Annotated in this window: 12 protein-coding genes; all 12 read right to left on the bottom strand. The window is 48.5% G+C overall.

Annotation, left to right across the window (positions count from 1 at the left end; translation table 11 throughout):
• Position 1: 1 nt before the first annotated feature.
• On the bottom strand, positions 2-823 hold the full coding sequence (locus H5985_RS04320; protein WP_205050090.1) for an ABC transporter ATP-binding protein: 822 nt from the start codon (positions 821-823) through the stop codon (positions 2-4).
• 276 nt (positions 824-1099) lie between these two features.
• Positions 1100-1483 carry a RidA family protein gene (locus H5985_RS04315; protein ID WP_205050089.1) on the bottom strand — a complete coding sequence of 128 codons (384 nt, stop codon included), beginning with the start codon at positions 1481-1483 and terminating at the stop codon, positions 1100-1102.
• Between the two features lie 56 nt (positions 1484-1539).
• Positions 1540-2736 (bottom strand): M20 metallopeptidase family protein, encoded by a 1197-nt coding sequence (locus tag H5985_RS04310; protein WP_205050088.1) that lies wholly within the window; start codon positions 2734-2736, stop codon positions 1540-1542.
• A gap of 67 nt (positions 2737-2803) precedes the next feature.
• Positions 2804-3562, bottom strand: coding sequence for a basic amino acid ABC transporter substrate-binding protein (locus H5985_RS04305; RefSeq protein WP_205050087.1), 759 nt, complete (start codon positions 3560-3562; stop codon positions 2804-2806).
• A 465-nt stretch (positions 3563-4027) separates the two neighbouring features.
• The gene (gene serB, locus H5985_RS04300; protein WP_205050086.1) at positions 4028-4882 is read right to left on the bottom strand and encodes a phosphoserine phosphatase SerB; all 855 of its coding nucleotides are present in this window, start codon (positions 4880-4882) and stop codon (positions 4028-4030) included.
• Positions 4883-4888: 6 nt separating this feature from the next.
• Positions 4889-6424, bottom strand: a complete 1536-nt coding sequence (locus H5985_RS04295; RefSeq protein WP_205050085.1) for an alkaline phosphatase family protein — start codon at positions 6422-6424, stop codon at positions 4889-4891.
• Positions 6425-6428: 4 nt separating this feature from the next.
• Positions 6429-7268: an ABC transporter permease gene (locus tag H5985_RS04290; protein WP_205050084.1), complete on the bottom strand. Its 840-nt coding sequence runs from the start codon at positions 7266-7268 to the stop codon at positions 6429-6431.
• Between the two features lie 15 nt (positions 7269-7283).
• Positions 7284-8207 carry an ABC transporter permease gene (locus H5985_RS04285; RefSeq protein ID WP_205050083.1) on the bottom strand — a complete coding sequence of 308 codons (924 nt, stop codon included), beginning with the start codon at positions 8205-8207 and terminating at the stop codon, positions 7284-7286.
• Positions 8207-10276, bottom strand: coding sequence for a dipeptide ABC transporter ATP-binding protein (locus H5985_RS04280; protein WP_205050082.1), 2070 nt, complete (start codon positions 10274-10276; stop codon positions 8207-8209). Before H5985_RS04280 ends, H5985_RS04285 begins: the two co-directional genes overlap by 1 nt.
• A gap of 68 nt (positions 10277-10344) precedes the next feature.
• Positions 10345-11898, bottom strand: coding sequence for an ABC transporter substrate-binding protein (locus tag H5985_RS04275; RefSeq protein WP_205050081.1), 1554 nt, complete (start codon positions 11896-11898; stop codon positions 10345-10347).
• Positions 11899-12047: 149 nt separating this feature from the next.
• Positions 12048-12866: a peptide chain release factor N(5)-glutamine methyltransferase gene (gene prmC / locus H5985_RS04270; RefSeq protein ID WP_205050080.1), complete on the bottom strand. Its 819-nt coding sequence runs from the start codon at positions 12864-12866 to the stop codon at positions 12048-12050.
• Positions 12867-12869: 3 nt separating this feature from the next.
• The gene (prfA, locus tag H5985_RS04265) at positions 12870-13946 is read right to left on the bottom strand and encodes a peptide chain release factor 1 (protein ID WP_205050079.1); all 1077 of its coding nucleotides are present in this window, start codon (positions 13944-13946) and stop codon (positions 12870-12872) included.
• Between the last annotated feature and the right edge of the window lie 14 nt (positions 13947-13960).

Genomic DNA, 13960 nt, shown 5'->3' with positions numbered 1-13960 from the left:
CTTATGCGACAGCGTGGCCGAATTCCTGGAAGGGTTGCGGTTTGGCAATTCGGCTTGAAGCGGGCGTGGTTTGGGGCAGACTCTCACTGAAAAGCTTCAGAATATTCGAGCGCTTAATATTTAACTGGGACAGAATGAACTGACGGATGAAATCATTGGCCGGATTGCTGATGATTGTTTGCGGTTCAGCAAATTGAGCAATCTTACCTTCATTGATAATGAGTACGCGATCGGAAAGCGTCAACGCTTCTTCCGGGTCATGCGTCACAATCAACGTGGTCAGTTGGTACTGACGGGCAACCGTACGAATACGTTCTTTAATGGACTCTTTGATAATGCCGTCCAAAGCAGAAAGCGGTTCGTCAAGCAGCAATAAACGGGGTTTTAAAACCAAAGTACGGGCAATGGCCACGCGTTGCTTCTGACCGCCGGAGAGTTCATCGATGCGTTGATCCAAGTGTTTTCTCAAACCCAACAAATCAATCAGATCTTCAACTTCTTGAGGGGTCGAAGCATTGGGATTGTTGCGCAAACCGTAGAGAATATTTTCACGGGCATTGAGGTTGGGGAAAAGCGCGAAATCCTGGAATACGATGTTAAAACCGCGGTCTTTCATCGAAACATGACTGAGATCTTCACCATCCAAAACCAATTGACCTTCAGTGAGTTCAGTGAGGCCGAGAATCAAATTTAAAAGCGTTGTTTTCCCACAGCCGGACGGGCCGAGGATGGAAACGATTTCCCCTTTATTAATGCTCAGAGAAATATCAGACAGAACTTGTCGATCACCGAAACTTTTGGAAATATGACGCAATTCAAGCATGAAAACAGAACTCCTATCGAGAATGGGGGAAATTATTGAAAAGCTATGTGAATTAATTTCTCTGTTTCGGTGAAGATTTAATGACAAATCGAAACATGGAAATGAAAAAAGAGGTTCTAATAATTGTTAAAAATCAAAGAGATGAGAGGATTTCTTAGAGAACTGATATGTCATATAAGTGTCATTTTTTTTCATTTTTATAACAACTATGAAATAAAAATGATAATAAAAAACCGGGCAAGGCCCGGTTGGTAATTTGTCTTTTTGCTCAATCAGTTAAGACTCGTCGACTTCTGCGATCGCTTCAATTTCAACAAGACAACCGAAATGCAAATCGGTTGTGGAAACGACGACTCGACCGGGTTTGTGCGAGCCAAAAAACTCGGCATACACCTCATTAATCGGTCTCCAATATTCGACACTCGGGGTATAGACGCGGCAAAACACAACCTGGTCCCGTCTGACTCCCGCTTCTTTTAAAACACGGTCAACGTTGTCGAGCGCTAAACGAGTATGGGCCTTGATGTCTCCCTGGCAGACCTGACGAGTATCGGGATCGATTGAAAGCTGCCCCGAGACGTAGAGCATTCCTTTGGAAATGACACCAGCACTGTAATGACCTTTATTTTCACCTTTAAACGGCGGACAAACCAATTTCATTTTTGCCTCCATGGTTTTTCTTTTGATTTTAATCGAAGCTCGGCATTTCCAAATGCTTAATTTTTAGTGTTTGACAGGTAATTTTCTACTACCGTGACAAATAAACCGGCGCCGATCGGCAAGATGGCATCATTGAAATCGTAAGAGGGGTTGTGCAGTGAACAGGGGCCCTCACCGTGCCCGGCGACTCTGTGGGATCCTTCTCCATTGCCGATGAAAAACAGAGCGCCCGGTCGATGTTTCAAATAAACACCGAAATCTTCAGATGGCATGACAGGAGCCTGAGAAACAACAGAGGTTGAACCGAAAAGTTCAATCGCAGCGTTTTCTATTGCACTGACAATTTCCGAACGATTGCTCACGGGAGGGACCTGTCGGACAAAATGAACCTCACATTGTGCACCGAATGCTAAAGCCACTTGATGAGCGATTTTTTCCATGTTTTCGGCTATGAGGGTGGTTACTGCTTCTGAAAATGTTCTGACCGTTCCTTCTATTTCGGCACTATCGGGAATCACATTGTAGGTTTTTCCGGCGCAAAGCTTGCAAATGGACAGGACTGCCGCATCAAGAGGATTTTTTTGACGAGTGATGATTGCCTGAAGACAGTTGACGATTTGCACGGCAACAAAGACCGGATCAATGGATTCGTTGGGCATCGCCCCATGAGAACCTCGGCCTTTAACCGTGATTTTGAAAGCATTGCAGCTGGCCATAATCGTTTGGTAATTTATGCCGATTTTTCCTTCAGGGATATCCGGCCAATTGTGGCAGGCAATGATACAGTCGGTTGGGAAACGCTCAAAAAGTCCATCATTGACCATGTCAGAGGCTCCACCGTCTTGTTCTTCACTGGGTTGGAAAACAAATTGAACTTTACCGTCGAACCTTTTTGTTTCTGCCAGATATCGGGCAGTCAAGAGAGCCATCGCCATGTGCCCGTCATGACCGCAGGCATGCATCACTCCCGGAGTGGTCGATGCATGGGCAAAGAGGTTTGCTTCTGTAACAGGCAAGGCGTCCATATCAGCCCGAATGGAGATACATTTGTTTGAAGTTCCGTTTCGGATAATGCCGACAACTCCGGCTCCGCCGATTCCGCAGTGAACCTCATAACCCCAGAGCTTTAAAAAATCGGCAATTTTTTCAGCCGTTTTCCATTCATGATGACTTAATTCCGGGTGACGATGGAAGTCTCTGCGAATGGCCGTAAATTCTGTAGTGAGTTCGTTGATTCGTTCAATGCTTTTCATGAAAATTGTTTGATATTAGTGAAAATAAGCCTCAAAAGAGGGGAGTTTGAGGCTTATTGAATTAAAGTTACTTTTGTTGGGCGTCAGGTTTCTTACCGAGCCACTTTTCGTAAATTTTGTCGTACTCGCCGTTTTCCTTAATAATCTTTAGTCCCTTATTGAGTTTGTCCAATAAAGCCTTGTTGTTTTTGGCTACAGCAAAACCGTTTTGTTTCGGGTTATAGACATGAGGGACCATTAAAATATCTTTATCGTTATGCTTGGTCAAGTAGTAAAGTGTGACCGTCTTGTCGACCATGACGGAATCGCAACCATTCATTTTCAGTTCCATGAAGGCTTCACCGATTTGGTCAAAATTGGCAACCGTGGCACCCTTGACTGTGGAGGCCAAAATAGAACCGGTTGAACCGATCTGAGCACAAATGCGTTTGCCTTCCATGTCTTTGAGCGTCTTGAATTTATCTTCGTTTTTCTTTTGAATGACCATCACAAGACCCACATCGTAGTAAGGATCGGTAAAAAGGACTTGCTTTTGACGCTCAGGGGTAATGGTTATGGCAGCGGCTCCGACATCGACCATATTGCTTTGCAGTGCAGGGATTAAACCGGCAAATTGCATATTCTGGATTTTGGCTTCATCTCCCACGGCTTTGGCAATGGCTGTGATGAGATCAATATCAAAACCGACAATTTCATTCGTTTTGGGATCTTTGAATTCAAAAGGGGCAAGTCCCGCATCAGTACCGACCAGGATGGTCGCGGCAGAGGCGGCAGAACTTGCAGCGATCGCCGATCCCAAAAGCACACTCAAGAGCAATTTTTTCATTTGGTTCTCCGAAAAATAAGCGTTGATTTCTCGCCAGTTTATGGATCCGAAGCGTTGTGAACAAGTCGCTAATGCACTGAAAAATCGAGATAATTTTCAAAATTTAGCCGAACGATGGCGACAAAAAGCCGACAATAAGAAAATGTCTTATTTTTCATTGAGATAGTTTTGAAAAACCATAAATTTGAGACGAGACAGTTAGGCAATTTTCTCTAAATATTTTTAAGTAAACCTAAGCAGAAGCGGATAGAGCGGTCTGCACAAAATGAGAGCAGGTAACAATAAGATGAAATAATTAGATAAGAAAAAAGATTCAATAAAACAGTGGGTTATGAGGCGCCTGGTTGAATTGTCGAAATAAAGCACACTCGGTCGACAAAAATAAATTTTGATGGCAATCAAAAGAAAAGGACTTTCTTAAATTTCGAAAGTCCTTTTCGTGACGGGTATGCGGGAAGTTAATGGTTAGTCTTTTTTCGCTTCGTCCCAAGCTTCAACAAAGAAATTCATCACAACATCCAGTCCTCCGTGATTGACGCGGTAAGGAGCGCTGGCTGCGACAATAGGTTTGCCGTGGTAGGCAAAGCCGACACCCGCCGCCTTGATCATTTCCAGGTCATTGGCTCCGTCACCGCCGGCGATGGCCTGATCATGGAGAATACCGTGAAGCATGCAAAGCATATCAAGTGCACGGCGCTTACCTGCGGCATCGAGAATTTCGCCTCCACCGGGGCCGGTGACTTCACCGGTAAGCTTGCCGTCTTCAATAATGAGACGGTTGCAGAGGTAACCGCTCATACCCAGCATTTCACAGACATGTTTGGCAATGGTGTCAAAGCCGCCCGAGAGAATATAAGTTTTGAGTTCATGTTTTTTCGCAAAATCAATAAATTCGCGAGCGCCGGGCATCAGTTTGGCGTGCGAAGCTGTGACGTCAACAAAGTGAGCCGGAGCGTCCTTAAACAAGGCCACGCGCTCGCGGAGGTATTCCGCAAAAGGCATATGACCTTGCATGGCGATTTCAGTCATACGAGCGACTTCTTCGCCGACTCCGTACTGCCAGGCAATGTCATCAATGCATTCAAGCTCGATTAAAGTGCTATCCATGTCGAGGGTGACAATGCCAAAATCTTTGATGCTGAGTCCGTCAGGTAAACAGTTGACATCTAACCCTAACTTGGTGGCTTCTTCGATTAATTGCTGCGAAATAACGTCATCAACGCCATTGACACGAATAGCGTCGGGTTTAACCCAGATGTTTTTGAGCGTGAGTTTTTGAGCAAGGGTTTGTGCTTCTTTTCCTTGAATAACAATATCCATGTTTTGTTACTCCGATTGATTTAATGCAGTGATTGTACAGTCCCCGGCACGTGCGCCTTCGGTGACGTAGATGCGGTTGGCAAAGTGAACCCGATGAATATATTGTTCGAAATTTCCTTCCTTCAGACAAAGCACTTCTTCCCGAGCGGGTTGTATTTCCGTCTCTTCGATGGCCTCTGAGAGCATCCGAGCTTGAGGAATCGGTTCTAAGGCTTGATCGGTATTCATTAATCCCATTAAAGTCATGACCGTGAGCGCAAAATCATCATGACCGGCAGGCTCTTCATGAACCAATGTCGAGGCTTTAAAACAGCTCCCTTGCATTGCTAAGACACTGTTGATTTCCTGCGGCAGCAGTCCGCCATGATTGCCGGTTCCGATCTCAAGTGACGGTCCCATAATCAGTTTGCCCGTCTGAGGATTGTTTCTCATCGTCACACGGATATCGGGTCCGCGTTCGTGATCGGAGAAAATGAGTGACTCAGAGAAGGTTCCCGGCACTTTACCTTCGACTTCATCGGCAGTTGCCTGGGGTTTCGGTTGGGAGAAAAGCATTCCCACTTCGTCGATTGCCATTAATTCATCGCGTAGACGAATGAGGTTTTTTTCGTTGGCTGTTGTCAGCCACAGTCCCAAAGTGTAATCACCGACGATAACGAGATCACAGTCGCTCACAGGTTTCCCGGCTTGCAGATCGGTGCGAGAGAAGACCTTCCAACCGTTCGAAATCAGTTTTTCTTTGAGATCATAGTGCGAAGCCACAACCCCATGTCCGTGGTCGGAGATGACAGCCAATTGAACATTGTTGTCTTTCCCTTCGGCCTTCCACCAATTAAGAATTCTCTCAAAAGCTTGATCGGCGTGACGGCGGGCTTGACAAGTACGTTCATCCAAGATTCCGAATTCGTGACTGGAATGATCCGGCTCACCGATCCACAGGATGGTGACGTCGCCCAAGCCGCGCGGCAATTCGTACTCAAAGAAAATATCCGTGAGTAACTGTGTACCGTCATAATCGGGGAACTTCAAAGCCACTCCGTTACCCCAACGTTTTTGTAACGATTCACGTTCACAGAGCGGAAGCGTGGCGCTGATATTGTGTACACAACAATTCAAATGCCCTTCATAATGATCGGCATGAATGTGTTGCAAGCGGGTACTGCCTTCGGAATTCGCGCACAGAACACGTAAAGTCTTACCGGCCGCTCCCAGGCGATCACCTAAGGTCGGGATTTCGATGACGTTACTGACGGCATCGTGCGTTTCAATGCTCGGTACGCTGTTACCCATGAAAACCGCATCTTTGGATTGAACTTTGCGGTTAAAGTAGGCATTAGCGATCACGCCGTGCCGATTGGGACGAAAACCGGAAAAAATTGTCGGATGATTGACATACGTTTCCGTCGGGAACGTTGCCAAGTAGTGATTCCATCGATGAGATTCATCAATGAAAGCACTCAAAGTTGGCATATCGTCTCGGATGCAATCCGGACGCAAGCCATCAAATCCGACAATAATGAAGCGGGTTTTATTCTCAGCCATATTTTTATCTGCCTTGAGGTTCTAATTTTTGTTGTACAAAGTCGCCTAAAATGGACATGGATAGGGTAGCTAAAACAATGACCACACCGGGAATCACAGCAATCCACCAGGCCGTCGTCAGGTAGTCACGTCCGAAACCAAGCATGGTACCCAATGAGCTCATGGGGGGTTGAACGCCGACACCAAGGAAAGACAGCGAGGTTTCCAACAGGATCATGCCCGGAAAATTCAACGTCATGTTAACAACCAGAGCGGAAGCGATGTTGGGCAGAATATGCTTGATTGCGATGCGCCAAGTCGGAATGCCCAAGCCTTCAAGCGCATTGGCATAACCTTCGGTGTAGGCCGAACGGGCAAGGTTTCTCGTTAATCGAGCGTAACGATCCCAACCGTAGACAGCCATGATGACCACAATCACTGTGACGTTCGTACCCAAAAAGGCCAAAATCGTCAGGGCCAGAATGATAAACGGAAGTGAAGCGGTGAAGTCCACTGCGGCATTGAGAGTATCATCGACCAGACCGCCGAAACGGGCAGCTAAAAAGCCCAAGCTCGTTCCGATGATGGCCCCTAAAACGGTACCGGCGATGGCTAACAGAAACGATAGTCTTAAGGAATAAACCAGGCGTGAAAATACATCTCGTCCAAGTTCATCGGTTCCTAAAATGTGAGCAAAACTGGAAAAGGGCATCGCCAGGCGCGAGGCCAAGTCCATCTGCTCGAGATCATAAGGGGCAATCCATGGGGCAAAAATACCGCACAGGAAGAAAATCAGAAGCAGGCCAGCACTACAGTACACCAGGATGTCCGAGCCTTTCTTTTGTACATTGATAAATTGAGCCATTTGTCTCGTACTCCGTTAATTGTTGCTCTTGCGCAGGCGAGGATTAACAATGAGTGCCAACAGGTCCATCGCAAGGTTGGCAAGAATGAGTGAAGCACCGGTAGCTAGCACAATCAGTTGTACGACCGGAATGTCACGGTTGGCGACGGACTGAACGAGGAGCTTACCCACGCCGGGCCAGGAGAATACGTTTTCCGTGATCACCGCACCGGCAACCAACGTACCCAGGAAAAAGCCCATAATCGTCAAAATAGAGAGCATGGCGTTGGGCAGGGCATGCAGCCAAATGATGCGGCGTCTGGGCAGACCTCTCATTTGGGCTGCCTTCACGCACGGCAATCGCATGGCTTCAATCATCGCGCTTCGAGCGTAGCGCGAGAAGATAGCTGCTTCCGAGGTTGCCATGGTGATAATCGGCATGATGTAGTGCCAACCCGTTGTATTACCGTAAGAGGGAAGCCAACCGAGCCAAATCGAGAAGATCAAAAGAAGCAAAACGCCCATGAAGAAGTTCGGTACGGCATATCCGAAAACAGAGATGAACATCAAGCCTTTATCCAGATTGGTATTGCGATGAAGGGCTGCTAGGACACCGGCCGGGATACCGAATAAGAGTGTCACAATCGCAGTCGGAATCATCAGATCAAGCGTAGGCCAGAAAGCATTCAAAAATACCTCTTTAACAGGCAATCCGGTGAGGTAGCTTCTACCCATATCCAAAGTGATGAACTTTTGCAGATACACGAGAAACTGTTCCCACAGAGGTTTATCCAACCCCCATTGAGCACGGAAGGCGGCCAGAGCCGTAGCGTCGGCTCCGTCCCCCAACATGATACGGGCAGGGTCGCCCGTTAAGTGCAAAGCAAAAAAGACGCAGGCCGTGAGCAAGAACAGCGTCACGAGCGAACGAAAAACAATACGCAGAACAAGCGCAACCATTACGCTTCTCCTTCGGTGGCCTGCAATGCTTCGAAAGCTTTCTGTTCAAAACACGCACAGGCATGGTTATCGGAAAGTTTGGTCAGTGTCGGAACTTGCTCGTGGCAACGGGCACTTGCCACTGGGCAGCGATTGGCAAACACACAGCCTTTGGGTCGATCAATAGGACTTGGCATGGAGCCCTTCGGATAGAACCGAATGACGCTTGCATCAGCCCCGGGAGTGCTGGCCATTAACAGTTTGGTGTAGGGATGTTTGGGTCGTTTGAAGATTTCATCAACATCGCCCATTTCGACGATTCGGCCCAAATACATGACCACTACTCGGTCACAGATGTAACGCACGACATTGAGGTTATGCGAAACAAAAAGCATGGACATATGGCTGGCGTTTCTGAGCTTGTATAAAAGCTCGAGTACCTGGGCCTGAATGGAGACGTCAAGTGAAGCCACCGGTTCGTCGCACACCAAAAGAGCCGGTTCAAGAGCCACGGCGCGGGCAATGGCGGCGCGTTGCAATTGGCCGCCGGACATCACAACAGGTAAGCGACTCATGTGATGTTCGGGCATACCGACAGCCTTTAAAACGGCTGCCGCTCTTTTGAGTGCCGCCTCTTTGGTCATGTTTTTGTGAACCATCAACGGTTCGGCCACTTGCTCGATAATCGGCATGCGGGCATCAAAGCAACCGTAAGGATCCTGATAGATCATTTGCATGGCCGCTCGTTGTGCACGCCAGAGCTTGCTGCGGGGCTCGGGAATCGGTTGATTTTGGAAAAGCACCACCCCTTGAGTCGGTTTTTGATGACCGAGTAAAAGTCTGGCAAGCGTAGATTTACCGCAGCCGGATTCGCCCACCAATCCTAAAATTTCACCGTGTTCGATTTGAACTTCAATATCTTGCAAAACGTCCCACGGTTTTTTACGCCCTAAAATGCCTTGACGCGTGTAGTAGCAGTGGCGTTGAATGTGCGCATCGACCAAGGTCGGGAAATCGGTTTGCTCCATGTTGACAAGCGACTTCATCATGTCGGAGACGTGATCGAGTCCTGCTTGTTGTTCCGTCACATTGGCCTCGTGAGCTTTAGTACAACGTGAGCGCCAATGAACGATGCTGTCAACATCGGTAAGCGGAGAAAGTGTTTGTCGACATGCGTCACAAACCTTTTCACAGCGGCTGGCAAATGGGCAGCCGTTACCGAGCTTGTCGGGAGGCGGAATTTCACCGGGAATCGGTTTAAGCGTGCCCTTAACGCTTGTCATGTCAGGCATCGCATCCAAAAGTCCTTCTGTGTAGGGATGAGAAGGGTTGGGCAACACTTTGGCAACCGGTCCTTCTTCGAGGAGGTAGCCCGCATACATAACCGACACTTTATCGGCGATGTCATGAGCTAAATGTAAGTCGTGAGTGACCAAGAGCATTGACATGTTGAGTTTGCGAATGGTTTCGCGCAACTCCTGAAGCAGCTCTCTTTGCACAACAACGTCAAGAGCGGTGGTCGGTTCATCGGCCAAAAGTAATTTCGGAGAGCCGACCAATGCCAGAGCAATCATAATGCGCTGACGCATACCGCCCGAGAGTTGGTGAGCGTAAGACGTCATGCGCTTTTCCGGAGCGGTGATGCCGACCGTCTTTAAAAGCTCAAGGGCAATATCATGCAGATCGTGCTTGCAGGTGGCAAGTACCTTAGCCGTATTTTGATCACGGAAATTCGGGTGACGGCAGGCAATGGTTTCCATCAATTGGTAACCGATCGTGCGCATAGGATTTAAAGCGCTCATGGCGTCTTGAACAACCATGGCGATTTCGGCACCGCGCAATTTTCTGTATTCCTGCGCAGAAAGCGTCAGCAGTTCTTGACCTTGAAATTTGATGCTGCCGTTGATACGGCAGTTATTGCCCGCCAAACCCAAAATGGAGCGAGCCAGCACACTTTTACCGGAACCGGACTCGCCGATCAGGGCATGGATAACACCTTGTTCGATATCGAGGTCAATGCCGTGGAGGACTTCCACAGGACCGAATGAAACATGAAGGTCTCGGATACTGATCAGAGGATCGTTTTGCATGTGAATGTTGAAATGCGAAACCCGCCCCTGTATCTCGAAGGATAAGGAGCGGGGAAGTTAAAGGAAAATTACTTAAACGACAGGTTGTCGGCGTTTAAGTACAAGCGGCCTTCCGTACCGGGCGTCCACTGAACGTTCTTTTGTTTGCCGTAAATCATCGGCAAAGCGTAAAGCGGGCAAGCTTGAGGATCGTTGGCAAACGCTTCAAGCATCTTCATCCAAGCAGCCTTACGTTGGGCCGGATCGATAGACGTTTCCAAAATCTTGCCGTTTTCAGCAAAGACTTTGTACTCTTCGCTCGTTGTGGAGATGAAGCCCATCGTGTCCCAAGATGTGCCCGGCTTCATACGGCGCCACAATTGAGAGGCGGGATCCGGGAAGTAGGCCGAGAAGCTGGCGTTGTTGATCATGCGATCGACACCGGCGGCTTCGACCTGTGTCCAGTTTTCCTTCACTTGAATTTCAACGTTCAGACCGACAGCCTTGAGCATGGAGGCAATGGCTTGAGACACCGTCATTTCAAGCGTGTAGTAACCGGCTTGAATACGCCAGACAATGGGTTCGCCCTTGTAGCCCGAGGCCTTAATCAAAGCCTTGGCCTTTTCCGGGTCATAGAGTTTCTTGTTTAACTCAGGAATGTAAAGATCGCCGAAAGTCTTCGACTGGAAACTGTCGGCAGTCGTGGTCTTACCGGCAAACAAAGCGTTGACCAACAATTCACGGTCGATGGCGTGCAGGATTGCTTGACGGATTTCCTTGCTTTGCATGACCTTGGAGGAGCGAGAGTCAAACACTAAACCGTAAATGTTATCGATCGGACCACCGACCACGTCGACCTTACCGTCAGAAGACAAGGGTTTGATTTGATCGGGCGGTACTTCGGTGATGAGATCGAATTCACCGGAACGCAGACCGGCAACACGGGCAGACAATTCCGGAACTTCAACAAAGCTTAATTTGGCAGCCGGAGCTTTCTTGTTCCAGTAGCCGTCAAAACGCACGAGGTCTAAGCGGTTACCCGTCTTGAAAGAGACAATCTGATAGGGACCGGTACCGATCGGATGCTTAACCCAGTTTTCCCAAGAGCCGGCCTTCTTGAAACCGTCTTCGGAAATAATTTCAGACATACGGGCAGAGAAGCGGCGTTCGATCAACGGATCGGCGCTCTTCATGGTGATGCGGACGGTGTAGTCATCGACTTTTTTCACTTCCTTGACACCACCTAAGAACTCCCAGGCAGCAGGACGACCCGGAGCCTTTTCTCCGGAGAAGCGTACAGGGCCGAAGCTAAAGACTACGTCATCGGCCGTGAAGTCCGTACCGTCATGGAATTTCACACCCTTGCGCAACTTGAATTCAACCGTTTCAGGAGAAATGCGTTTCCAGGATTCGGCCAAACCGGGCTTCATTTCGCCGGTGTGCGTATCCGCATAAATCAATGTTTCGTAAATAGAGGGCATCACACGGTCAATGGCGTTGTTGTTGATGCCTTGGGGTTCGACAGTGGGAGGCAATTGCTGAACAGCAACCACCATGTGTTCGGCACTTGCCAGAGCGGCTTGAGACAGAAGACCGCAGGAAATCATCACGGAGGCAAGAACGGTTTGACGAAGCAATGTCATGAAATACTCCACACAAGTAATTGATAAAAATCCGGCCTAACAACAGTGCCGGAAAAATTAAGGACAGCTATCTTGGTTGGATATTTTGAGGAGGGAATGTGTCAGGATTGCGATAAAAAGATGACGATTTGATGACAAAAAGCTCAACGTTAGGCTAAACGGGCAACGGTGACACGGTCATTGCCTGCTAAATCTTTGATCGTGGAGATGTCTTGCCAGAGTTGGGTTTGAGCAAATAAATCTTGAACGGCCATGGCCTGGTCCCAGCCGTGTTCAAAGGCTAAAAGTCCGTGTCGGTTTAAATGTCGGGGAGCGTTTTTAATGATTGTTGCAATGTGGCTTAAACCATCTGAACCATCGGTTAAGGCGCCGATCGGTTCATACTTTAAATTTTTCAGGTGTTGATCTTCTTTGTGAATGTAAGGGGGATTGCTGACAATCACATCGAAATGAGATTCTGACAGAAGTGCATCGAACCAGTTGCCTTCATAAAACTGCACGTTGGCATGAAGCGTTCGGGCATTTTCGCGGGCAACGGTAAGTGCCCGGGCGCTGAGGTCAGTGGCACTGACGGATAAAAGAGGATTTTCAAGCGCTAAAGTGATGGCAATGCAACCCGATCCGGTGCCCAGATCCAATAGCGAGTGTGGGCGCTTATCGGACGTTGCCTGAAGAACAAAATCAACCAACGTTTCAGTATCGGGCCGAGGGATTAAAACATCGGGCGTAACCTTAAAGGGGCGCCCGTAAAATTCTTGAGTGCCACAAATATATGGAACAGGCATGCCTGCGACTCTTTGCGTCACACAACGGTCGTACTGTTGTAAGACCGAAGGCGGCAACTCGTCGCGATCATGAGTGATGAGATAGGTTCGATTGACCCCCAGACAATGAGCCAGCAAAAGCTTAGCCTCAAATCGATCGATATCGTTTGAGGCCTGCTGAAGTGCCTGCTTAATCGTGGTCATGCATTATTCACCGAGGCTAGCTAATTGTTCGATTTGGTGCTCGGTAGTCAACGCCGTGATGATTTCATCGAGGTCTCCGTCCATGATGAAGTCCAACTTGTAGAGCGTCAGATTGATGCGGTGATCCGTTACACGGCCTTGCGGGTAGTTATAGGTACGGATTCGTTCGCTACGGTCACCCGAGCCCACCAAACTTTTGCGAGTGCTTGCTTCCTGCGCTTGTTGTTTAGCAATTTCATTGGCGGTGATGCGCGAAATGAGCACACTCATGGCGCGTGCTTTGTTTTCGTGTTGACTGCGCTCGTCCTGACACTCCACCACGGTCCCCGTCGGGATGTGCGTGATGCGCACGGCTGAGTTGGTTTTTTGGACGTGCTGGCCGCCGGCTCCCGAAGCACGATAAACGTCAATTCTTAAATCGGCCGGATTGATCTGCACTTCACCGATTTCATCCAATTCGGGCAAAACGGCTACGGTACAGGCAGAAGTGTGAACACGTCCCTGACTTTCTGTTTCCGGAACGCGTTGCACACGGTGGCCGCCGCTTTCAAATTTCAGTTTTGAATAAGCACCATCTCCGATGACACGAACGATGACTTCTTTGTAGCCGCCGAGATCGCTTTCAGAGGCCGAGACAATCTCGGTGTTCCAGCCCTGACGTTCGGCATAGCGCGTGTACATACGCAAAAGATCGCCGGCAAAAAGGGCGGATTCATCACCACCGGTTCCGGCACGAATTTCCAGATAGATGTTCTTGCTGTCATTGGGATCGCGCGGCAACAACATGATCTGCAGATCTTTTTCCAAAACCTCAAGATGTTTCTTGCCGTTATCGATTTCTTCCTGAGCAAAATCGGCAGACTCCGGATCATCGAGCATTTCACGGGCGGTTTCGATATCGGACTCCGTGGATTCGTATTCTTTGAGCTTCATGACGACGGGTTCGATTTCAGCCCGTTCACGGGAAAGATCACGAAAACGGTTCATGTCGTTGGTGACGTCCGGGGAAGCCAGCATGGCATCGATTTCTTCCAGGCGTCTGGCAATTTGTTTGAGTTTGCTGCGCATCGACTCTTTCACAGGGAGTCTCCTAA

It is taken from the genome of Parasutterella secunda (genome assembly GCF_016901835.1).
Taxonomy (GTDB): Bacteria; Pseudomonadota; Gammaproteobacteria; order Burkholderiales; family Burkholderiaceae_F; genus Aphodousia; species Aphodousia faecavium.
Note: the sequence above shows the minus strand (reverse complement) of the source record. Positions and strands in the feature narration are given on the sequence as shown.

Excerpts from the sequence above, each read along its gene's own strand:
- H5985_RS04320 (WP_205050090.1), bottom strand. The coding sequence starts at position 823 with ATGCTTGAATTGCGTCATATTTCCAAAAGTTTCGGTGATCGACAAGTT.
- H5985_RS04315 (WP_205050089.1), bottom strand. The coding sequence starts at position 1,483 with ATGAAATTGGTTTGTCCGCCGTTTAAAGGTGAAAATAAAGGTCATTAC.
- H5985_RS04310 (WP_205050088.1), bottom strand. The coding sequence starts at position 2,736 with ATGAAAAGCATTGAACGAATCAACGAACTCACTACAGAATTTACGGCC.
- H5985_RS04305 (WP_205050087.1), bottom strand. The coding sequence starts at position 3,562 with ATGAAAAAATTGCTCTTGAGTGTGCTTTTGGGATCGGCGATCGCTGCA.
- serB (WP_205050086.1), bottom strand. The coding sequence starts at position 4,882 with ATGGATATTGTTATTCAAGGAAAAGAAGCACAAACCCTTGCTCAAAAA.
- H5985_RS04295 (WP_205050085.1), bottom strand. The coding sequence starts at position 6,424 with ATGGCTGAGAATAAAACCCGCTTCATTATTGTCGGATTTGATGGCTTG.
- H5985_RS04290 (WP_205050084.1), bottom strand. The coding sequence starts at position 7,268 with ATGGCTCAATTTATCAATGTACAAAAGAAAGGCTCGGACATCCTGGTG.
- H5985_RS04285 (WP_205050083.1), bottom strand. The coding sequence starts at position 8,207 with ATGGTTGCGCTTGTTCTGCGTATTGTTTTTCGTTCGCTCGTGACGCTG.
- H5985_RS04280 (WP_205050082.1), bottom strand. The coding sequence starts at position 10,276 with ATGCAAAACGATCCTCTGATCAGTATCCGAGACCTTCATGTTTCATTC.
- H5985_RS04275 (WP_205050081.1), bottom strand. The coding sequence starts at position 11,898 with ATGACATTGCTTCGTCAAACCGTTCTTGCCTCCGTGATGATTTCCTGC.
- prmC (WP_205050080.1), bottom strand. The coding sequence starts at position 12,866 with ATGACCACGATTAAGCAGGCACTTCAGCAGGCCTCAAACGATATCGAT.